Here is a 20380-nt window from a genome sequence, read left to right as displayed (position 1 = left end):
GAGTGGCCGCGGCCCTGCTGGCGAACACCCTGTACAGCCTGGGCTTCGTGCTGGAGAAACGGGCGCTCACCGCACTGCCCGAGGTGAGCATCCGGCAGCCGGCCCGGCTGCTGCGCCTCGTCCTCGGCAGCCCGCTGTGGATCGGCGGCTCCCTCGCCCTCGCCGCCGGGTTCGCCGCACAGCTCGTCGTCTACCGCACCCTGCCGATCGCCGCCGCGCAGGGCATCTTCGTCTCCGGCCTGGTGCTGCTCGTGCTGCTGTCGGCGCGGCTGCTCGGCGAGGAGACCAGCGGCCGGGAGCGGTACGCGCTGGGCGCGATCCTGCTCGCCCTGCTCATGGTGGTGCTGTCGCTGCGCGAGGGCTCGGACACCGTCAGCCAGGACGCGCCCTACCCGCTGATCCTGCTGGTGTGCGTGCCGTCGCTGGCCGCCGGACTGTGGCTGTACGGCTCCGCCGAGCGGCGCGCCCGCAACCGGCACCGGCGTCCGACGACCGGCGTCGAGTACGGCGTCGCCGTGGGCCTGCTGTACGGCGTCAGCTCGCTGGCCATCAAGGGCGTCTCCAGCCACCTGACGACCGACGGGATCGGCGGCGCCGTCCTGGACCTGCTGGGCTCCCCGTACCCGTACCTGCTGCTGTTCACCGGCGTGTTCGGCCTGGTGATGTCGCAGGCGGCGCTGCAGCGCTGCCGGGCCTCGCTGATCGTGCCCGTGTGCACGACCGTGACCTCGCTGTTCACGGCCGTCCTCGGCACGCTGTCGTTCGGCGAGGCGCTGCCCGACGAGCCGCTGCGGCTCGCCCTGCGCGTGGCGGGCACGGCCCTGGCGGTCGCCGTCCTGCTCACCATGCCCAAACACGACTCCGCTCCCCAGCCCCCCGCACCAGCCAAGGAGTTGGCATCGCCATGAAGCCCGACGACCCGCTGCTGAAGATCCTGGCCTGCCCGCTCGACAAGGGCCCGCTGCACCTGCTGGCCGAGGAGGACGGGCAGGAGGAGGCGCTGTACAACCCGCGCCTGCACCGGCGTTACCCGATCGTCGACGGCATCCCGCAGCTGCTGCCGTCCTCGGGCGAGCAGGTCCCGGACGACGTGCACGAGGAACTCCTGAAGAGGATGGCACCGTGACCAGCCTGGCGGCGCGCCTCGCGCCCTTCCTGCCCGCCCGCCTGGTGGCCGCGACCGCCCGGGCGCTCTACCCCCGGTTCGAGCCGGAGCTGGCCCGGCTGGCGGAGCTGTGCCCGTCCGACTGCGGTACGGCCGTGGACGTCGGCGGCTGGTACGGCCCCTGGACGCGGCGGCTGTCCGGCCGCGCGGAGCACGTCGTGGCGATCGAGCCGGTGCCCCGTCTGGCCCGGCTGCTGGCCGCGGCGGCCCCGCCCAATGTGCGCGTGATCCGGGCGGCGGCCTCGGACCGTCCGGGCATCGCCCGGCTGTGGCTGCCGTCCGACGACTCCGGCGAGCGGGGCGTGTCCTCGCTGGTCCGCCGTGACATCCACGGCCGGGCCCTGGACGTCCCCTGCGTCACGCTGGACGAGCTGGGCCTGCGGAACGTCGGCTTCATCAAGATCGACGTGGACGGCAACGAGCCGGCGGTGCTGCGCGGGGCGACGGGCCTGCTGGCCCGCGACCGGCCGGCGCTGTTCGTGGAACTGGAGTCCCGCATCCAGCCGATCGCGCCGGTGGTGACGTACCTGTCCCTGCTCGGCTACGACGGCTGGGTGCTGCCCGGCGACGACTGGGTGCCGCTGGCGAAGTTCCCCCTGGAGGACCACCAGGCGGGCGCCTCGTACGTCGTCTCGCACGGCCTGCTCCGCCGCGTCCTGCCGTCCCCGCTGCTCAGGGGGCCGCGCTACGTCAACTCCGTGCTGTTCCTGCCCGACGGGCGCCGCCCCGGACCGGCCCGGGTGGGCGACGATGGGTCCCATGCCCTCCGCGAAGCGCCCCGCTAGCCCCTTCACCCCGCTCGACTTCCAGCTGGTGCTGCTGCGCCGCATGGCCGACCACAACCCCGGCCCGGTGGAGGACGCCCGCCGTGAGCTGGGCGTCTCGATCGCCGACATGCGCGAGGCCAACAAGCGGTGGCAGGCGATGGTCCGCTCCCCGCGCTCCCGCGCGCCCCTGTCCCGCTACCGCCAGGTGCTGGGCGACCCCGAGTCCCGTACCGCCCGCCGGATCGGCGACCTCGACTGCGAGGCCTGGCTCTGGCCCGTGCCCCTCTGGCCCGACCTGCGCTTCGAGGTCCTGACCGCCCCGACCGGCGCCGTGTGGAACGAGTGGCTGGTCCGCGCCCCGGGCGCGAAGGGCCCCGGCCTGCGCACCCTGGACGACCTCACGCCCTGGTCCTGCACGGTCGACGAGGCGTCCCGCGCCTTCGCCCCGGCCCGCCCCCTGGAGGGCACGGCTCCGACCCGGTGGGGGCTGAGGTTCGCGGCGCCGGACGCGGAGGGGGTGCGGTGGGAGGTCGTCGCGGAGTTCACCTGGGGGCTGCTGCAGCGTGTGGCGGTCACCGGCCGGGCGGAGGCGTGACCCATCCACCGGCCCGCCGGGGTGCGAGCGGTCCGGTCACCCGGCGGCGGCCAGCACCGCCCGCACGACCCGCGGCAGGGAGTCGGGGTGCAGCCACAGGAAAAGGTTCGGCTCGATCAGCTCCAGCTCCATCACGCACGGCTCCCCGTCCGGCCCGGTGACGAGGTCCACCCGGGCGTAGAGCAGCTCCGCGCCCCCGGGCACGGCGGCCAGCGCCCGCTGTGCGACGGCCAGTTCGGCGGCGGTCGGCTGCCAGGGCCGCAGGTCGGGGTGGGCGACCTTGTCCGCGTCGTACGGCGTGCCCGGCGCGAGGACGGCGCCCTTGACGCCGGCGTGCAGCAGGCTCCCGCCGAAGAACTGCAGGGCCCGCTCGCCGGCGGTGTCGATGCTGCGCACGTACGGCTGCACCATCGCCGTGAAGCCCTCGGCGTGCATCCGCTCGAGCTGGCGTACGGCCGTGTCGTGCTCGTCGCGCGTGTAGCGGGCGGCGAAACGGGCGCCGGCGCCGGAGGTGGGCTTGACGACGTACTCGGGGTGGTCGGTGAGGTCGGCGGGCTCGCCGGGGGCTATGTACCGGGTGGGGACGACGGGCACGCCGGCGGCCGCCAGGTCCCCGAGGTACCGCTTGTCCGCGTTCCACCGCACGACCGCGGGCGGGTTGGCGAGCCGCGTCAGCTTCCCGCAGCGCTCCACCCACGCCGCGAACTCCTCCGCCCGCCAGCTGTAGTCCCAGGTCGAACGGATCACGGCGAGGTCGAAGGCGCCCCAGTCGGCGCCGGGGTCGTCCCAGGGCACGGCGGCGGCCTCGGCACCGGCCTCCCGCAGCGCCCGTACCAGCAGCGGAAGGTCCCGGTCCTTGCTGGGCTCGGGGCCGGAGTCGTAGGTGACAAGGGCGATACGGGGCACGATGGGCTCCCTCTTCGTTCGATCGGGTGATCGACCGGCAGGCTAACAACCGCTGCCGGAACCAGGACAGCCCGCTTGACCTTCACCTTCGGTGAAGCCCCAGCATCGGTGACGGAACCGGAGGGAGGTGGTGAGGTGCCCCGGGACATGCTGACGATCGGCGCGTTCGCGAAGGCCTGCCGGCTCTCGCCCAAGGCGCTGCGCCTGTACGACGAGCTGGGCCTGCTGCGGCCCGCCCGGGTGGACCCGGACACGGGTTACCGGTACTACGCGGTGGCGCAGTTGGAGCGGGCCCGCCTGGTGGCGTGGCTGCGGCGGCTCGGCATGCCGCTGGCCGAGATCCGCCGGACGGTGGCCCTCGACCCGGCGGCCGCCGCCCGCGAGATCCGCGCCTACTGGGCGCGGGTCGAGGCGGAGACGGCGGTACGGCGGGACCTCGCCGCGTTCCTGGTCGATCACCTGACGACGGACCCCGAAGGGTCCGGAGAGGACACCGCCATGCTGGAACTGCGCTACTCCGCCCACTCGGACACCGGCCGCGTCCGCCCCGCCAACCAGGACACGGCGTACGCGGGCACCCGGCTGCTGGCCGTGGCCGACGGCTTCGGACCGGCGGGGGCGCCCGCGAGCGGCGCCGCCGTGGAGGCCCTGCGCTTCCTGGACACGGACGAGATCCCGGCCGGGGGCGTCCTGAACCTCCTGGAGGACGCGGTGCGGGGCGCCGAGCAGGCCGTCCGGGACGCCGCCTCCGGCTCGGAGGACGCCGGCACGACCCTGACCGCGCTGCTGTGGACGGGCTCGCGGCTGGCCCTGGTGCACATCGGCGACTCCCGCGCCTACCTGCTGCGCGACGGCGAGCTGTTCCGCATCACGCACGACCACACGATGGTCCAGTCGATGATCGACGAGGGCCGCCTGACCGTCGAGGAGGCCGTGTCCCACCCCCAGCGCGCCCTGCTCCTGAAGGCGCTGACCGGCGACGGCACGAACGCCGTCCCCGACCTGCGCCTCCACGACGCCCACCCCGGCGACCGCTACCTGCTGTGCTCCGACGGGCTGTACGGGGTCGTCGCGGAGGACCGGATCCGGGAGCTCCTCGCCTCGCCCGCCTCACCCGACGAGACGGTGGCGGCCCTGGTCGCGGCGGCGAACGAGGCCGGCGGACCGGACAACGTCAGCGGTGTGGTGGCGGACGTGGTGGAGGTCTGACCCGGACGGCCCAGGACCGGGGGCCGCGGCGGTCGCCTGCCGGTCTACTGGGCAGGGACGCCGCACGAAGGAAGGGACTCCCATGGCTGTAGTGCTGTCCTTGCGCTGGGCCGGCATCACGCCCGAGCAGTACGACGCGATGCTGGACACGGTGCGCTGGGAGGAGCGGGTGCCGGACGGTCTCGTCCTGCACGTCGCCTGGTTCGAGGCGGACGGCCTGCACGTGCACGACGTGTGGAACGCCGAAGAGGACTTCCGGCGGTTCTTCGCCGAGCGGCTCGCCCCGGCCGTGCAGGAGGTCGGGCTCGCCGGCCAACCCGACGTCACGTTCTCCCCGGCCCACCGGCGGTTCATCCCGCCGGGGACGGGCGGGGGCGCCTGAGCCCCTACCCCTCGTCCTCCGGCTCCCAGTCCAGCAGCCGCACCTTCGCCACCGTGCGGACGTGGCGGCGCATGGCCGCGGCCGCCTGGCGGGGCTGCCGCGCGGCGATCGCGTCGAGGATGGCCCGGTGCTGGGCCAGGGAGCGGGACGGGCGGCCGGGCTGGCGGAGGGACTCGGTGCGGCTCTCGGCGATCTGCTCGGCGATGGAGCGCATGAACTCGGCGAGCAGGCTGCTGTGGGCCCCGGCCGTCACCGCCGCGTGGAACAGCCGGTCACCCTCCACGCCGTGACCGCCGGCCTCGATCTCCTCCGTCATGTGGGCGAGCGCCGAGCGCATCGCCGCCAGGTCCTCCTCCGTGCGCCGCTCGGCGGCCAGTTCGGCGAGCTTCGTCTCCAGCGCCTCCCGCGCCTCCAGGACGTCGGGCAGGCGCCGGCGGCGTTCCACCATCCGCTCCACCGGCTCGGTCTCCAGGCTGTCCCGCACGAGGTAGGTGCCTCCGCCGTGCCGGGCCTCCACCAGGCCCTGGACCTCCAGCACCACGATCGCCTGCTTCACCGAGGCGCGGCTGACCCCGAGCCGCTGCGCGAGGTCCCGCTCGGGCGGCAGCCGGTCGCCGGCGCGCAGACCGCCCTCGGCGACGTACTGGCGCAGCCGCTCCAGCACCTGCTCGTAGAGGCGCTGTTTGGTCATGGGGCGCAGGGCGTCGGTCACGGGGTCCCCCTCTCGCCGGGAGCGTAACACCGGACCTTCACAGTGGCGGAGTGGCTGAGCCAATTCCTGCGCACCCCCTTGACGGGCGCCCGGCCCGCGCCCACGCTGTTCGACCAACGCACCTCAAGTGGCTCAGCCACTCGTCCACTGCCGAGGTGTTCCCAGCCGCTCCGGGGCCCAACGACGGGAGCCCGTATGTCCCCCGAACTCATCTCGATCCTCGTCCTCGTCGTGGTGTTCGTCATCGCCACCACCCGTTCCGTGAACATGGGCGCGCTCGCCTTCGCCGCCGCCTTCGGGGTGGGGGGACTGGTCGCCGACCTCGACGCGGACGGCATCTTCGCCGGTTTCCCCGGTGACCTGTTCGTCGTCCTGGTCGGCGTCACGTACCTCTTCGCGATCGCCCGCGCCAACGGCACCACCGACTGGCTGGTGCACGCCGCCGTCCGGCTCGTGCGGGGGCGGGTGGCGCTGATCCCCTGGGTGATGTTCGCCCTGACCGGCGCTCTCACGGCCATCGGCGCGGTCAGCCCGGCCGCGGTGGCGATCGTCGCCCCGATCGCGCTGAGCTTCGCCGCGCGGTACGGGATCAGCCCGCTGCTGATGGGCGCGATGGTCGTCCACGGCGCCCAGGCCGGCGGCTTCTCCCCGATCAGCATCTACGGCACGATCGTCAACGGCATCGTGGAACGCGAGAAGCTCCCCGGAAACGAGCTGGTGCTGTTCCTGGCGTCACTGGCGGCGAACCTGGTGATCGCGGGGGTGGTGTTCGTGGTGTGCGGGGGGCTGAAGCTGTGGGCGCGGGGAGCGGTGGACGAGCCCGGCGACGACGGCACCGACGGCACCGACGGCACCGACGGCCACGTGAACGCCCCGGGCGGCGTGAGCGCACCGGGGACCACCCGCCTCACGGCCGCCCGCACAGCCACCCTCACCTCCCTCCTGGCCCTGGTCATCGCCGTCCTGGTCCTCGACCTGGACGCAGGCCTCACCGCCATCACCCTCGCGGTGGTCCTGAGCACTCTCTGGCCCGAAGACAGCCGCAAGGCCGTGGGCCAGATCGCCTGGCCCACCGTCCTGCTCATCTGCGGCGTCCTCACCTACATCGGCGTCCTCGACGAGATGGGCACCATCACCTGGGCCGGCGAGGGCGTGGGCGGCATCGGCGTCCCCCTGCTCGCCGCCGTCCTGCTCTGCTACATCGGCGCCCTGGTCTCGGCGTTCGCCTCCTCCGTCGGGATCATGGGCGCCCTGATCCCGCTCGCCGTGCCGTTCCTGGAGCGGGGCGAGATCGGAGCGGTCGGCATGGTCGCGGCCCTCGCGGTCTCCGCGACCGTCGTGGACGTCAGCCCCTTCTCGACCAACGGCGCACTCGTCCTGGCCGCCGCCCCGGACGTGGACCGCGAGCGTTTCTTCCGGCAGCTGATGGTGTACGGAGGGATCGTGGTGGCCGTCGTACCGGCGGCGGCCTGGCTCGTGATGGTCGTACCCGGCTGGGGGTGACCCGGCCGTGCACCGGCAACCGGACGCAACGCTCAAGGAGATGTGACGCGTGACCCCTCTCTTCCCGGCCCTGACCGACGCCCCGGCCGACCGGCCCGCCCTGCGGTTCGGTGAGCGCTCCCTGACCTACGCGCAGCTCGCCGCCGCGGCCGGAGCGCTCACGGACCGCCTCGGCGGGGCCACGCGGGTCGCCGTCTGGGCGACGCCCACGATGGAGACGGCCGTCGCCGTCGTCGCCGCGCTGCTGGCCGGCGTGCCCGCCGTGCCGCTCAACCCGAAGTCGGGCGAGAAGGAACTCGGGCACATCCTGGCCGACAGCGCGCCCGGGCTGGTGCTCGCGGCCCCGGACGACCAGCTCCCCGGGCCCCTCGACGGCCTCCCCCGCGTCGACGTCGACGTGCACGCGGGCGGCCCCGTCCCCGGAGACCACGCCGACGACGCCGATCCGGCCCTGATCGTCTACACCTCCGGCACCACCGGCCCGCCCAAGGGCGCCGTCATCCCGCGCCGGGCGATCGCCTCGACCCTGGACGCGCTGGCCGACGCCTGGCAGTGGACCGGCGACGACGTCCTCGTGCACGGGCTGCCGCTGTTCCACGTCCACGGCCTGGTCCTCGGCACCCTCGGCCCGCTCCGGCGCGGCGGCTCGGTGCGGCACCTGGGCCGGTTCAGCACCCAGGGCGTGGCCCGCGAGCTGAACACGGGCGCGACCATGCTGTTCGGCGTGCCGACGATGTACCACCGGATCGCGGAGGCCGTGACGAGCGACCCGGAGCTGGTGAAGGCCCTCACCGGGGCGCGGCTGCTGGTCTCCGGTTCCGCCGCGCTGCCCGTGCACGACCACGGGCGGATCGCGACGGCGACCGGGCGGCGGGTGATCGAGCGGTACGGCATGACGGAGACGCTGATGAACACCAGCGTCCGCGCCGACGGCGAGGCCCGCCCGGGCACGGTCGGCGTGCCGCTGCCGGGCGTGGAGCTGCGGCTGGTCGAGGAGGACGGCTCGGAGGTCACCGCGTACGACGGGGAGACCGTCGGCGAGATCCAGGTGCGCGGCCCGAACCTGTTCACCGAGTACCTCAACCGGCCCGACGCCACCGCCGCCGCCTTCACCGCCGACGGCTGGTTCCGCACCGGCGACATGGCGGTGCGCGACCCCGACGGCTACGTCCGGATCGTCGGCCGCAAGGCCACCGACCTGATCAAGAGCGGCGGTTACAAGATCGGGGCCGGTGAGATCGAGAACGCGCTGCTGGAGCACCCGGGCGTGCGCGAGGCCGCCGTCACCGGGGAGCCGGACCCCGACCTGGGCGAGCGGATCGTGGCGTGGATCGTGCCGGACAACCCCCAAGAGCCGCCCGCCCTGGCCGAGTTGGCCGACCACGTGGCCCGGCGGCTCGCCCCGCACAAACGCCCCCGGGTCGTCCACCACCTCGACGCGCTGCCCCGCAACGACATGGGGAAGATCATGAAGCGGGCACTGACCCATGGCTGAGCGCCTCTCCGCCCGCGAGGTCGTCACGGCCCTCGCCGACGACTCGACCTTCGACGAACTCCCCGCCCCCACGCGGCCGTCGAAGCCGGACGGCCCGCTCGCCTGGCCCGGCTACGACGCCTCTCTCGCCCGTGCCGCGGAGCGCACCGGCGAGCAGGAGTCCGTGGTGTGCGGCACCGCCCGCGTCGGCGGCACCCGGGCCGTGCTGATCGCCTTCGAGTTCGGCTTCCTCGGCGGCTCCCTCGGCGAGCGCACCGGCGACCGGCTGGAGGCGGCGTACGCGTACGCCCGTGAGCGCCGCCTCCCGGTCGTGCCGCTGGTCGCCACCGGCGGCAGCCGGATGCAGGAGGGCATGCTCGCACTGACCCAACTCCAGCGCGTGGCACGGCAGTCGGCGCTCACCCGGGAGGCGGGACTCGCCCAGGTGGCGGTGCTGCGCGACCCGACGACCGGGGGCGGCTGGGCCACGCTGGGCGCGGGCGCCGACGTGGTGCTGGCGCTGCCCGGGGCGCAGGTCGGGTTCGCCGGTTCCCGGGTGCGGCCGGCCGACGCCGACCCGGCGGCGTACACGGCCGAGGCGCAGGTCGCGGCGGGGGCGGCGGACGCCGTCGTACGGCCGCAGGAGCTGCGGGAGACGCTGGGGCGGTGGCTGCGGCTGCTGACCTGCCCGTCCACCACGCCCGCCGCGCCGCCCGACGCGCTCGGCGACACCGCGGTCCTGCCCGCCACGGGCTGGGACGCCGTCCGGCGCGCCCGCTCGCCCCGGCGCCCGCGCGCCGCCGCCTACCTGGACGCCTACTTCACCCACCGGGTCGCGATCAGCGGCGACCGCTGCGGCGGCACCGACCCGGAGGGCGTGCTGTGCGGCTTCGGGGAGCACCGGGGCCGCACGGTCGCGTACGCCGCGCAAACCGGGACCGCGACCCGCCCGGCCGGCTACCGCACCGCCGCACGGCTGATCCGCCTCGCGGACCGGCTCGGCATCCCGGTGCTGACCCTCGTGGACACCCCGGGCGCCGCCAACGACGCGGAGGCGGAGCGGCAGGGCGCGGGCGCGGCGATCGCGGACCTGTTCGCCGCGGTGGCGGGTGCCCGGACGCCGGTGACCTCGCTGGTGATCGGCGAGGGCGGCTCCGGCGGCGCGCTGGCCCTGGCCGCGCCCGGCAATACCTGGGCCACGCCCGACAGTTACTTCTCGGTGATCGCCCCGGAACTCGCGGCGGCCATCCTCAAGCGGCCGCCGCGCGAGGTGGAGGCGACGGCGGACCGGCTCCGCATCCGGCCGCAGGACCTGGTGGAGCTGGGGGTGGTCCGGGGAACCGTCGGGCCGTGAGTTCCCGGTGGCTGGCCCACGCATCATCAAGTACCGTCCGTCACAACGGGAATGCCCAAAGCGAGGACGACGGGGGTGCCGTGGACGGGGTGGTCGAGTTCAGGACCGGTGACGGTGCGGTGGTCGCGGTCGAGGCGGTGGAGGAGCGGTCCGGCTCCCGCCTGGTCTCCCGGGGCGACGGCACGGTCCAGGCGACCCGCACCTTCGAGGGCGCCCTGGACGGGGTGCGGGCCGCCGCGGAGTCCGCGCTGCGCGTCTTCCGCGACGGTTCCCTCAAACCCGACGGCGTGGAGATCGAGTTCGGCGTCAGACTCTCCGCCGAGACGGGCGCGATCATCGCCAAGGGCACCGCCGAGGGCCACCTGGTGGTCAGACTGACCTGGTCCCCGGACGCCCCGGAGGCAAGCCCCGCCTCATGAACAGCGCCGAGTGGCACGCCCGGATCGAGTCAGGCGGCCGGGTGACCGGGGCGGGTTTCCTGGTCTCCCCCGGCACGGTACTGACGTGCGCGCACGTCGTCGGTGACGGCGAGGACCTGACGGTGACCTTCACGGAGCGGCCCGGCACCCCGCCCGTGCCCGCCCGGGTCGTCGCCCACGGCGGCTGGACCGGCGGCGCCACCGACCTCGGTGACCTCGCCGTGCTGCGACTGGACGAGGAGGTGCCCATCGCCCCGGCCGCCCTGGCCCCGGTCGACACCGCCCACGGTCCGGCACCGCGCAAGCTCGTCGTCTACGGCTTCCCGGCCGGCTTCGACGAGGGCACCCTCACCGAACAGCGCGTCACCGCACCCCAGTTGATCAAGCGGGAGTGGCTCCAGCTGGAGGCCTGGCACCCGGGCGGCCAGCCCCTGGCCCCCGGTTTCAGCGGGGCCGCCGTCGCCCTGGCCGACACCGGTGAGGTCGTCGGCATGGTCACGGCGGCGGCCGCCGGCCGGGACGTGCGCACCGGCCGCATGATGCCCACGCAGGTCATGGCCCGCTACTGGCCCGGCCTGCAGAGCCTGGTCCCCACCTCCGACCACACCACCGCCGACCGGGCCCGGCTGCGCGCCCTGGTCGAGAAGGCGGCCCGCGCGGGCGTCGACTGCGACCCGGTACGGCTCTACACGGCGGCGGCCGATCCGTTCGACCCCCCGCCGCCCGAGGAGGGGTTCGACTCGCTGTGGTCGGCGGCCCTGTTCGTGCTGTGCGAACTCGACGGCCCGGGCGCCGCCCGGACCGTCGCCCGGTTCGCCGACCGGGTGGAGGCGCTGCTGCACGTCCCGGCCGTGGAGCCGGCGGCGCCCGACTGGTCGCCCATCCTCGTCGAACTCGGGCACAGCGGGGCGGGCGACGGACTGGTCCGCGTCGAGGTGTCCGCGTACAGCGGAGGGCGGCGGCACCCGGTCGACTCGGGCACGGTCGAGCAGCACCGGCTGCACGCGTACGTGCGGGACCGCATCGAGGCGGCGTTCCGGTATCTGACGCCCGGCGCCGACGAATTGGTGGCGTTCGCACTGCCCCGGGACTGGCTGGACTGGCCCGTGGACCGCTGGGAGAGCGACCCCGACGACGCCACCCCGCTCGGCTGCCTCTACCCGCTGGTCGTCACCGACCACGCCCGGCGCAAGGCCAGCACCCGGCACGTGCTGACCCGGGCCTGGAAGCGGCTCGACGCCCTGCCGGGCGCGCGGATGCACCGCGTGGAGTGCTACGGGCCGGAGGAGCCCGGGCGGCTGCGGATGCGGCTGCGGCGGCCCGACGCCTGCCTCGCCGGGTTCGGCACCGCCCCGGCCGCCTCCCGGACCCGGCCGCACTTCGACACCTCGCTCACCGCGCCGGCCCCGGTGATCGTGTGGTCGCGCGGCGGCTGCGGCTCCGGGCAGGAGGAGTGCGACGGAGCGGACGGCTGCACCGGCAAGGCCTTCCTCGACGCGCTGGACGCCTGCGTGGCGGCCGTGCCGCCCGCCGAACTGCCCCGCCACATCCTCGCGCTGCGCGAGGAGGCCGACGCGGAGGAGGACCACTGGGCCCGGGGCATCCAGCTGCTGTGGGACGACCCGCGCGTCTTCACCGACCCGCACGCCGTCGCCCCGGCGCACGCGGAGTCGCCGGTGGCCTGACCCACCCGGACACGGTCCGGGCGCCCGAGGAACCCCAGCACGAAACGGAAAGCGGAGACCAACCCCCCATGCCGCACTGGTCCGTCTACACCGGCGACAGCGAGCCGCACGACGGCATCGACCACCTCCCCGCCCCACCGCCCTGGCGGGCCTTCGACGGCGGTCCCGCGCTGCCGCCGCCGGACGACACCGACGACGCCTCGGCCGTCTCCCCCGACCGCGTGCACCGGGCGAAGTCGTACGTCGCCACGCCGGAGACCGTCCGCCTCGTCAACGCCGCGCTGTGCCTGCGCCGGCCGCTGCTCGTCACCGGCCCGCCCGGCACCGGCAAGTCCTCGCTGGCCTACGCGGTCGCGCGCGAGCTGCGGCTCGGGCCGGTGCTGCGCTGGAACATCACCAGCCGCAGCACCCTCGCCGACGGCCTCTACCAGTACGACCCGCTGTCCCGGCTGTACGCGGCCCGGGACCGCTCCGACGCCGCCGCCGGGGGTGTCGAGGACCACCTCCGGCTCGGCCCGCTCGGCACGGCCCTGCTCCCCTACGGCCGGCCCCGCGCCCTGCTCGTCGACGAGATCGACAAGAGCGACCTCGACCTGCCGAACGACCTGCTGAACGTCCTGGAGGAGGGCCAGTACGAGATCCCCGAGCTGGTGCGCGCCGCCCGCCACTCCGGCGGCGGCACGGCCGAGGTCCTCGCGGACGGCACGGACACGCCGGTCACCGTCCACCGCGGCCGGGTCCGCTGCCGGGCCTTCCCGTTCGTCGTGCTGACCAGCAACGGCGAGCGCGAGTTCCCGCCCGCCTTCCTGCGCCGCTGCGTCCGGCTGAAGCTGCGGCGCCCCGACCGGGACCAGCTCACCGACATCGTCCGCGCCCACCTCGATGCCCCGGGCGGCGACGCGGACCGGCTGATCACCCGCTTCCTGGAGCGGGCCGGCGGCGGCGAACTGGCCACGGACCAGCTGCTGAACGCCCTCTACCTCACGGGCGTCGCGGGCCTGGACGCCGAGTCCCGCGACGACCTGGCCGAACAGCTGATGCCGTACCTCAGCGCCGCGGCGGACGGCGATGGCTTCTGACGCCGAGCCCGAGCCGTCCCCCACGACCCGGCCGGCACCGGGCGGCTCGCCGACACCACGGGAGGTTCCCGGGCCGTCCGCCGTCGCCCGGCTCGCGGCGGTCCTGACGGCGGCGGGTGGGTCGCCGACGCCCCGGGAGATCGCGGAACTGCTGTGGCTGGCCGAGCAGTTGGGTCCCGGGCCGCGGCATAGGGAGGTGCCGGAGCGCGGGGAGCGGTCCGGGGATGTGGGCCGGGCCGCCGGTGCGCGGGAGGGGCTGCCCGCCGCGCCCGTGGCCGAGGACGCGCCCGTCTCCCCGCCGCGGCAGCCGGCGGAGCGGACGCCCGGCCGCGTCCCGCTGACCCTCCCGGCTCCGCGCTCCCCGTCGCCGCCGCACGACGGCCCGGGCGGCGGCGGATCCGCCCTCCTCGCTCCCGCGCCCCCGATGCTGTCCCACCCCCTCGCGCTGCAACGCGCCCTGCGCCCGCTGAAGCGCAAGGTGCCCTCCCCGCACGTCCGGGTGCTGGACGAGCGGGCGACGGCCGACCGCATCGCCAGGCTGGGCGCCCACCCCGACGTGTGGCTGCCCGTGCTGCGCCCGGCCCCCGACCGCTGGCTGCGCCTGAACCTCGTGCACGACACCGGCCCCACCATGCCGGTGTGGCGCCCCCTGGTGAGCGAACTGCACACGGCGCTCGCCCAGTCGGGCATCTTCCGCACGGTCACCCTGCACCCCGCCACCCCCGACGGCCGCGCCCGCCACGTCCCCGTCCTGGACGACGGCCGTACGGTCACCCTCGTCGTCAGCGACTGCATGGGCCCGCAGTGGCGCCCGGGCGCGGCGGGCGAGCGCTGGTACCGCACGCTGCGCCACTGGGCCCGCCACATGCCGCTCGCCGTGGTCCAGCCGCTGCCCGAACACCTGTGGCCCACGACGGCGCTGCCCGCCGAGCCGGGCCTGCTGACGCCCCCGTCCACGGCGGCGCCCTCGGCCTGCCTCACCTTCACCCCGTACGACGACGCACCACCCCCGGAACAGGCCCTCCCCCTGCCGGTCCTGGAGCCCGACGCCCCCTGGCTCGCCCACTGGGCGGCCCTGGTCGCCGACCCGGGCGGCGCCCGCACCCCCGGCGCCGCGGCCTGGCTGCCGCCGGCCCCCACGCCGCCCGCCGAACCGGCCCCCGACCTCACCACCGCCGCCCCCGAGGACCTGGTCCTGCGCTTTCGCGCGACCGCGTCCCCGGAGGCCTTCCGCCTCGCCGGGCACCTCGCGCTGGCGGTCCCCTCGGTGCCGGTGATGCGCCTCGTGCAGCGCGCCGTGGAGCGCGACCCGCGGCCCCAGCACCTCGCCGAGGTGATCCTCAGCGGCATGCTCACCGCCGTCCCGGGCCCGCCCGGCTCGTACGCGTTCCGGCCCGGCGTACGGGAGTTGCTGCAGCGCTCCCTGCCCCGCACGGCCCGGGGCCGGACCCGGGACCTGCTCGCCCGGGTCGGCGGTCTCATCGACGAGCGGGCGGGGCTCGCGGCCGGGGAGTTCCGGGCCGAGGCGGACGGCGGACGGGGCGGCGCGGGACCGGCGTTCGCGACGGTCAGCGAGGAGACCGTGCGGCGGCTCGGCGGGGAGACGCTGTTCGCCGGGCGGTACCGGCTGATCGGGCGGCGTCAGGCCGTGGACACCGTCACCGACCGGCAGGTGATCGTGCGCCGGTACCGCGAGCAGCCCGCGCCGCGGGAGCGGTTCCTGAGGGAGGCGGGCGCGCTGGCCGGGATCGATGATCCCAACGTGGTGCCCGTGCTCGACTTCGGGGTGGAGGGCGACACGCCCTACCTGGTGACGGAGTTCATGGACGGGCTGTCGGTGTCGGAGGTGCTGTCGGGACTCGACTTCCGGACCTTCACCCGCCTGGTCGGCCAGGGCGTGGCCGGCCTCGGCGCGCTGCACGACCAGGGCCTGGTGCGCGGGGAGCGGGGACCGACGGGCCTGCTGCTGCGGCCCGACGGATCGCTGCTGCTGAGCCGGTTCGCCCTGGGCGAGGAGTCCCGGGGCAAGGACGCCGAGTCGGACCTCGCCGAGTTCCGGTGGCTGCTCAAGCAGTTGGCCGCGGGCGTGCGGGTGCCCGCCGAGCACCGGGAACTGGTCGACCTCATCGACCGGCACCGGCTGGCCGAGGCAGCCGGCTACGCGACCCGCCTGGACTCGACGGGCCCGTGGCCGCCGTCGCGCTCCTTCACCCTGCTCGGCCCGCCGCGCATCAGCGACGGCACGCGGGACATCGAGCCACCCGCACCGATGGCCCTGGCACTGCTGTGCATGCTCCTGCTGCGCCCCGGGCGGCGCGTGCCCCACACCGAACTGGCCAGGGGCCTGTGGGAGGAGCCCCTGCCGGAGCGCGAGGCCGCCGCCCGCCTCGAAGAGCTGGCGGCGGAGGCCCGGCGGGTGCTGCCCCCCGACCGCCTCGTCTCCTTCTCACACTCCTACGCCCTGCACGCCCCGGACGTGTACGTCGACGTCCGGCACTTTGAGGAGCTGCTCGCCGAGGACACCCGCGGCGCCCTCGGCCTCTGGTACGGCGACCCCCTCGACGGCGTCCCCGGCCCCGCCGCCGCAGCCACCCGGGACCGGCTGCGCGCCCTCCGACGGGACATCCAGGCGGCCCAGACCATTGCCGAGGAGACCGTCACCGAGGAGACCGTCACCGGGGAGACCGCCGCCGCGCCGACCGTCGCCGGAGAGGCCGCCGCCGAGGAGACCGTCCCCGAAGAGGCCGTCACGGAAGAAGCGGCCATCGAAGAAGCCTCCACCGAAGAAGCCGCCGCCCCCACCGTCCTCTTCGAGGCCGACGACCTCACCGGCCACCCCGAGGCCCGCATCACCCTCGAATACGCGGTGCACGAGATGCTCTCCCGCGGCGCCCTGGCACCCCACCAGTTCGACGTGCGTGTCCGCCCCAACGGCTACGTCGTCCACACCGAGCCCGGCACCTTCGTCCTGCCCGTCCTCGTCGCCGTCCTGCGCGGCCTCCCCGAGGTCCTCACCGGGCTCGTGGACCCGCCGCCCCTGACCGTCACCTTCTGGGACCGGCCCACCCCGCCACCCGTGGCGCCGCCCGGGCCGGCCGGCATCCAGGTGGTGGTGTCCCCGGCCGTGTACGAGCAGTTCGCCGCCAGCTCCGCCGCCCAGGGCCCCCAGCGCCTCCAGCCCCTCTACCAGGGCGGCGCCACGGACATCCCGCCCGTCGCCTGGTACTGCCCGCTGACCCCGGCCGCGGCCCCCGAGCCCGAGGTCCGCGACCTGGTGCGGGGCCCCTTCATCACGCCCGACCTGCGCCGGCTGGGGATACCGGCCCCGGGCCGCACGGCCGTCGTCCACACCCGCACCGACGGCCCGCTCACCCTCCTCGACCCCGCCCGGCCGTACGGCGACGGACCGCCGCGGCCCGTGACGTACTACGAGGTGGACCTCACCACCCAGCAGTCCCACCACCGCGTCTCCCTGCCCAGCTCCGGCAAGGGCGCCTTCGCCGCCGCGGTCGAGCTGTCCTGGCACGTCGACGACCCGGTCGCCTTCGTGCGCGGCGAGGTCGGCCGGGTGTCCGAGCCGCTGCTCGACCACCTGCTGGAGGAGGCGGCCCGCATCACCCGCCGGCATCCGCTGCGCCGGGCGGGCGCGGCCCAGCGCGCGGTCAACGCCGGGCTGCGCCGGTGGCCCGTGCCGGGCCTGTCGGTGGCGGCGTCGGTGCAACTGGCCCCGGAGGGCGCGGCCCTGCCCGGACCGCAGGGCCCGGCCCCGTCCGACCGCCCGCTGTCCGGCCTGCTCGCCGACGCCGAGACGGTGCTGCTCGGCTTCGACGGGCCCATGGCCCGGCTGTTCTCGGCGCACGCCGCGAACGAGGCCGTGCTCGACCTGCTCGCCCTCGTCGCCGAGCACCGCGACCCGCGGGACGCCGCCGTGCCCGCCGCGGTGCGGGACACCTTCACACACCCGCTGGACGTGCTGCGGGCCTTCGCCCGGGACCGGCTCGGCCCGCTCCTGCGCGACCGCCTCGACGCACTCGAACTGCGCGCGGTCCCCGACGCGCCCACCACCCACAACTCCGTGCCGCTGGTCCGCGCCCTGCACGACTCCGGCCGCCGTGTGAGCGTCGTCTCGGACGCCGGCGCACGGGCCGTACAGCGCTACCTCGACCCCTACGGCCTGCCCCTGGCCGGCATCCACGGCCGCGGCACGGACCTCACCCTGCTGACCCCGCACCCCGACTGCCTGCTGCGCGCCATGCACTCCTCGGGGGGCGCCGCCGCGACCGGTGTCCTGATCGGCTCCACGGTCGCCGAGCTGACCGCCGCCCAGCAGGCCGGGCTGCGTTTCGTCGGCCTCGCCCGCAACACCACCGCCGGGCGGCAGCTGCGCGAGGCCGGCTGCGAGACCACCGTCACCTCCCTCGCGCCCCTGCTCCAGGCCGCCCGCTCGCTGTGACCGGGCGGGGAAACCCCCGTTCGGCGGCGCCCCGCCCGGCCCCCTTGGACAGGCGGCCCGGTGCCCTCCCGCGCACGATGCGAGGGAGGCCCGCCGCCCGGCGGCCCCTGTCTGCGAGGCCCGCCACCTGGCGGCCCCCCACGGTCTGTGCTCTCGGGAGGACCTGCCATGACCGCCAGTCTGGAGCAGTTGCGCCGCTGCCACTTCGCCGTCGACCTGGGGGCGGCCCGCACCCGCGTCTACGTCAAGGGCGCCGGCCTCGTCGTCGACCAGCCGTCCGCCGCCGCCGTGAACACCCGCACCGGCGCGCTGATCGCGGTCGGCGAACTCGCGGAGAAGATGACGGGCCGCACCCCGGACTACATCCGGGTGCGGCGGCCGGTCTCCGGCGGCACCGTCGTGGACATCGAGATGGCGCAGCGCATGCTGCGCCATCTGCTCGGCGACAAGATGCGCCGCAGCCTGCGCCGCAAGCCGATCCTGCGCGCCGCGGCCTGCACCCCGCACGACGCCGACCCGCTCGCCCAGCGCGCCGCGATCGAGACGCTGGTCGGCCTCGGGGCCCGCCGCGTGGAACTCGTCGACACGCTGATCGCCGCCGCCGTCGGGTGCGGGCTGCCCGTGGAACAGCCCGAGGCCACGATGATCATGGTGTGCGGGGCGGCGGCCACGCAGGTGGCCGTGCTGTCCCTGGGCGCGATCGTCACCGCCGAGCGCATCCCGGTGGGCGGCGAGGCCGTCGACCAGGCGATCGTGCAGCACCTGCGCCACGAGCACGAGCTGATGCTGCCCAGCCAGTCGGTGCGGCCGTTGCAGATCGCCCTGTCCGGCAACGGCCTGACCCCGCAGGGCCCGGCCTCGACGGAGATCCACGGGCGGGACGTCGCCACGGGCCTGGCCCGCTCCGTGCAGGTCGACACCGCGGCCGTACGGGACGCCATCCAGACGCCGCTCACCGCCATCCTGGACGGCATCGGCAAGGTGCTGCGGTCCTGCCCGCCCGACCTGGTCGCCGACCTCGCCGACCGGGGGATCATGATGGTCGGCGGCAGCGCGCTGCTGCCGGGCCTGGACCAGATGCTGCGGCAGGCGACCAACATGCCGGTGCACATCGCGGAGCGCCCGGACGTGTGCGCCGTGCAGGGGCTCGGCGCGATGCTGGAGGGCCGGATCGAACCCCTGGCGCTGAACCCGCTCGGCAGCTGACCGGAGCGGGGCCCGGCCTCAGCGGGCGAACCAGCAGCGCACGGTCGTCCCGGTGTCGCCCCGGTGCACCCGCACCAGGTCGGCGATCAGGTTGACCAGCAGCAGCCCGCGTCCGCCGCGCTGGTCGCGCGGTACGGGCTTGCGCCCGGCGAGGACGTCCGCGAGCCGTCCCTCGTCGCGCACCTCGCACACCACGTACCCGTCCTCGGCCCACACCCGCAGCACGCCCGAACCGCCGCCGTGCACCACGCTGTTCGTGGTGAGCTCGGCCGCGGCGAGGGCCAGGTCGTCCAGCTTGACGCCGGCGAGCCCCAGCCGCGCGGCCTCCCCGACGGCCACGTGCCGGGAATGGGAGAGGGAGTCGGAGTCGAAGGCGAACGTCAGCGCGTCGGGCACGGGTGCCAGCGGCTCGTTGTAGCGGTCGACGACGGCTCCGGGGGCGTACGCGTCGCTGTCCTGCGCCGTCCGGGAGCCGGAGGGGATGACGGTGGGGTGGGTGGCGTACGCGTCGGCGAGGACGTGATCGGGAAGCCCCTCGGTGTCGTACGGGCACAGGATGGTGGCCGTACGGCCCCGGAAGGCCGCGTTGATGAGCGCCTCGTGCTGGACGCACGCCGGGTACTCCGTGTCGGAGCGTCCCGCCCAGATGGGCTCGCCGATGATCCGCACCCGGCGGCCGGCCGGCTGGGCGTCGGCGAAGGCGCGCAGCACGCCGGGGATGATCCGCCCCGGGTTGCGGCCGGCCTCCCGCATGTCCAGCAGCCGCACGGCCCCGGCGGCGTCGCCCAGGGCGTCCCGGATGAGGGCGAGGTTCTTGCCGGGGACCGCGACCGCCACCGGCTCGCCGGCCTCCAGGCCGTCGCGTACGAAGGGCACCGTGACGGCGAGGTACTCCTGCTCGTCGCGGTAGAAGAGCGCGGGGTGGACGAACGGCTCCAGGGGCCCGAAGGGCTCGGTCACGGCAGCGGTCATGACGGCGCGACCTCGATCCCGGTCTGGTCGGGCCACAGCAGGTCGAGCGTCCGCCGCAGGGCGGCCGGGGGACGGCGCACCACGAACCGGCGGCCGTCGCTCAGCTGCCCGGCGGCGGCCGCGAGCGCACCGGCGCCCGCGACGTCGACGAACGTCACATCGGACAGCTCCAGGTAGTACACGTCCTCACCTTCACGAACGGCCTGCTCCAGTACACCTTCCCAGATCGCACGTGTCGTCAGGCCCACCTCCCCCGCGGCCCGGACGCCCCGCCGCCCGGCCAGCGGGAACACGGCCAGGCCCGGCGCGGGCCCGCAGGGCCCGGTGGCCGGCACCGGATACTGAGTGTTCACGCCCTCTCCCCACGCTCCTGGACCACAGCGCTCGTACCCGTCCGGGACAAGCTCATTCCCCCGATCCGTGTGTAGTACGCCGTACGGCGGGCAGGCGCACCTCACACCGACGTCCACGGGGGCGCGAGACGTCGTGCAGTCCGGCC

Annotated in this window: 18 protein-coding genes; 14 read left to right on the top strand and 4 right to left on the bottom strand. The window is 75.5% G+C overall.

What is annotated here, in order from left to right; all coding sequences use genetic code 11:
* Nucleotides 1-2 precede the first annotated feature (2 nt).
* Genes ABZ948_RS10100 through ABZ948_RS10085 form a run of 4 tightly spaced genes read left to right on the top strand, consistent with a single transcriptional unit; the run spans nt 3 to nt 2527 of the window.
* Nucleotides 3-908, top strand: a complete 906-nt coding sequence (locus ABZ948_RS10100) for a hypothetical protein (RefSeq protein WP_359758516.1) — start codon at nt 3-5, stop codon at nt 906-908.
* The gene (locus tag ABZ948_RS10095) at nt 905-1126 is read left to right on the top strand and encodes a Trm112 family protein (RefSeq protein ID WP_359758447.1); all 222 of its coding nucleotides are present in this window, start codon (nt 905-907) and stop codon (nt 1124-1126) included. Before ABZ948_RS10100 ends, ABZ948_RS10095 begins: the two co-directional genes overlap by 4 nt.
* On the top strand, nt 1123-1950 hold the full coding sequence (locus ABZ948_RS10090) for an FkbM family methyltransferase (protein WP_359758446.1): 828 nt from the start codon (nt 1123-1125) through the stop codon (nt 1948-1950). Before ABZ948_RS10095 ends, ABZ948_RS10090 begins: the two co-directional genes overlap by 4 nt.
* The gene (locus ABZ948_RS10085) at nt 1916-2527 is read left to right on the top strand and encodes a hypothetical protein (RefSeq protein ID WP_359758445.1); all 612 of its coding nucleotides are present in this window, start codon (nt 1916-1918) and stop codon (nt 2525-2527) included. Before ABZ948_RS10090 ends, ABZ948_RS10085 begins: the two co-directional genes overlap by 35 nt.
* A gap of 36 nt (nt 2528-2563) precedes the next feature.
* Here ABZ948_RS10085 and ABZ948_RS10080 read toward each other — a convergent pair whose 3' ends face one another.
* On the bottom strand, nt 2564-3433 hold the full coding sequence (locus tag ABZ948_RS10080; protein WP_359758444.1) for an ATP-grasp domain-containing protein: 870 nt from the start codon (nt 3431-3433) through the stop codon (nt 2564-2566).
* A gap of 147 nt (nt 3434-3580) precedes the next feature.
* Here ABZ948_RS10080 and ABZ948_RS10075 point away from each other — a divergent pair, with 147 nt between their 5' ends.
* A complete protein-coding gene (locus ABZ948_RS10075; protein WP_359758443.1) occupies nt 3581-4642 on the top strand; it encodes a MerR family transcriptional regulator in 1062 nt (353 codons plus the stop codon).
* Nucleotides 4643-4724: 82 nt separating this feature from the next.
* The gene (locus ABZ948_RS10070; protein ID WP_359758442.1) at nt 4725-5024 is read left to right on the top strand and encodes a hypothetical protein; all 300 of its coding nucleotides are present in this window, start codon (nt 4725-4727) and stop codon (nt 5022-5024) included.
* 4 nt (nt 5025-5028) lie between these two features.
* Here ABZ948_RS10070 and ABZ948_RS10065 read toward each other — a convergent pair whose 3' ends face one another.
* Entirely contained in the window at nt 5029-5736 is a 708-nt protein-coding gene (locus tag ABZ948_RS10065) for a FadR/GntR family transcriptional regulator (RefSeq protein ID WP_359758441.1), read from the bottom strand.
* Nucleotides 5737-5931: 195 nt separating this feature from the next.
* Between ABZ948_RS10065 and ABZ948_RS10060 the strand changes: the two genes are divergently transcribed.
* The 8 genes from ABZ948_RS10060 (at nt 5932) to ABZ948_RS10025 (ending at nt 18909) form a co-directional block, all read left to right on the top strand.
* Nucleotides 5932-7239: an SLC13 family permease gene (locus tag ABZ948_RS10060; RefSeq protein WP_359758440.1), complete on the top strand. Its 1308-nt coding sequence runs from the start codon at nt 5932-5934 to the stop codon at nt 7237-7239.
* A gap of 49 nt (nt 7240-7288) precedes the next feature.
* A complete protein-coding gene (locus ABZ948_RS10055) occupies nt 7289-8734 on the top strand; it encodes an acyl-CoA synthetase (protein ID WP_359758439.1) in 1446 nt (481 codons plus the stop codon).
* Nucleotides 8727-10067 carry a carboxyl transferase domain-containing protein gene (locus ABZ948_RS10050; protein WP_359758438.1) on the top strand — a complete coding sequence of 447 codons (1341 nt, stop codon included), beginning with the start codon at nt 8727-8729 and terminating at the stop codon, nt 10065-10067. Before ABZ948_RS10055 ends, ABZ948_RS10050 begins: the two co-directional genes overlap by 8 nt.
* 80 nt (nt 10068-10147) lie before the next feature.
* A complete protein-coding gene (locus ABZ948_RS10045; protein WP_359758437.1) occupies nt 10148-10486 on the top strand; it encodes a CU044_2847 family protein in 339 nt (112 codons plus the stop codon).
* Nucleotides 10483-12171, top strand: a complete 1689-nt coding sequence (locus ABZ948_RS10040; protein WP_359758436.1) for a VMAP-C domain-containing protein — start codon at nt 10483-10485, stop codon at nt 12169-12171. Before ABZ948_RS10045 ends, ABZ948_RS10040 begins: the two co-directional genes overlap by 4 nt.
* 68 nt (nt 12172-12239) lie before the next feature.
* Nucleotides 12240-13250: an AAA family ATPase gene (locus ABZ948_RS10035; RefSeq protein ID WP_359758435.1), complete on the top strand. Its 1011-nt coding sequence runs from the start codon at nt 12240-12242 to the stop codon at nt 13248-13250.
* Nucleotides 13240-17703, top strand: a complete 4464-nt coding sequence (locus tag ABZ948_RS10030) for an SAV_2336 N-terminal domain-related protein (RefSeq protein WP_359758434.1) — start codon at nt 13240-13242, stop codon at nt 17701-17703. Before ABZ948_RS10035 ends, ABZ948_RS10030 begins: the two co-directional genes overlap by 11 nt.
* 168 nt (nt 17704-17871) lie before the next feature.
* The gene (locus ABZ948_RS10025; protein WP_359758433.1) at nt 17872-18909 is read left to right on the top strand and encodes a rod shape-determining protein; all 1038 of its coding nucleotides are present in this window, start codon (nt 17872-17874) and stop codon (nt 18907-18909) included.
* Between the two features lie 18 nt (nt 18910-18927).
* Here ABZ948_RS10025 and ABZ948_RS10020 read toward each other — a convergent pair whose 3' ends face one another.
* Both ABZ948_RS10020 and ABZ948_RS10015 read right to left on the bottom strand, forming a co-directional pair.
* Nucleotides 18928-19881: an anti-sigma factor RsbA family regulatory protein gene (locus tag ABZ948_RS10020; protein WP_359758432.1), complete on the bottom strand. Its 954-nt coding sequence runs from the start codon at nt 19879-19881 to the stop codon at nt 18928-18930.
* Nucleotides 19878-20234: an STAS domain-containing protein gene (locus ABZ948_RS10015; protein ID WP_359758431.1), complete on the bottom strand. Its 357-nt coding sequence runs from the start codon at nt 20232-20234 to the stop codon at nt 19878-19880. Before ABZ948_RS10015 ends, ABZ948_RS10020 begins: the two co-directional genes overlap by 4 nt.
* Nucleotides 20235-20380 lie beyond the last annotated feature (146 nt).

The organism is Streptomyces olindensis, from assembly GCF_040645895.1.
GTDB classification, from domain to species: domain Bacteria; phylum Actinomycetota; class Actinomycetes; order Streptomycetales; family Streptomycetaceae; genus Streptomyces; species Streptomyces olindensis.
This window is presented reverse-complemented; position numbering and strand designations above follow the sequence as displayed.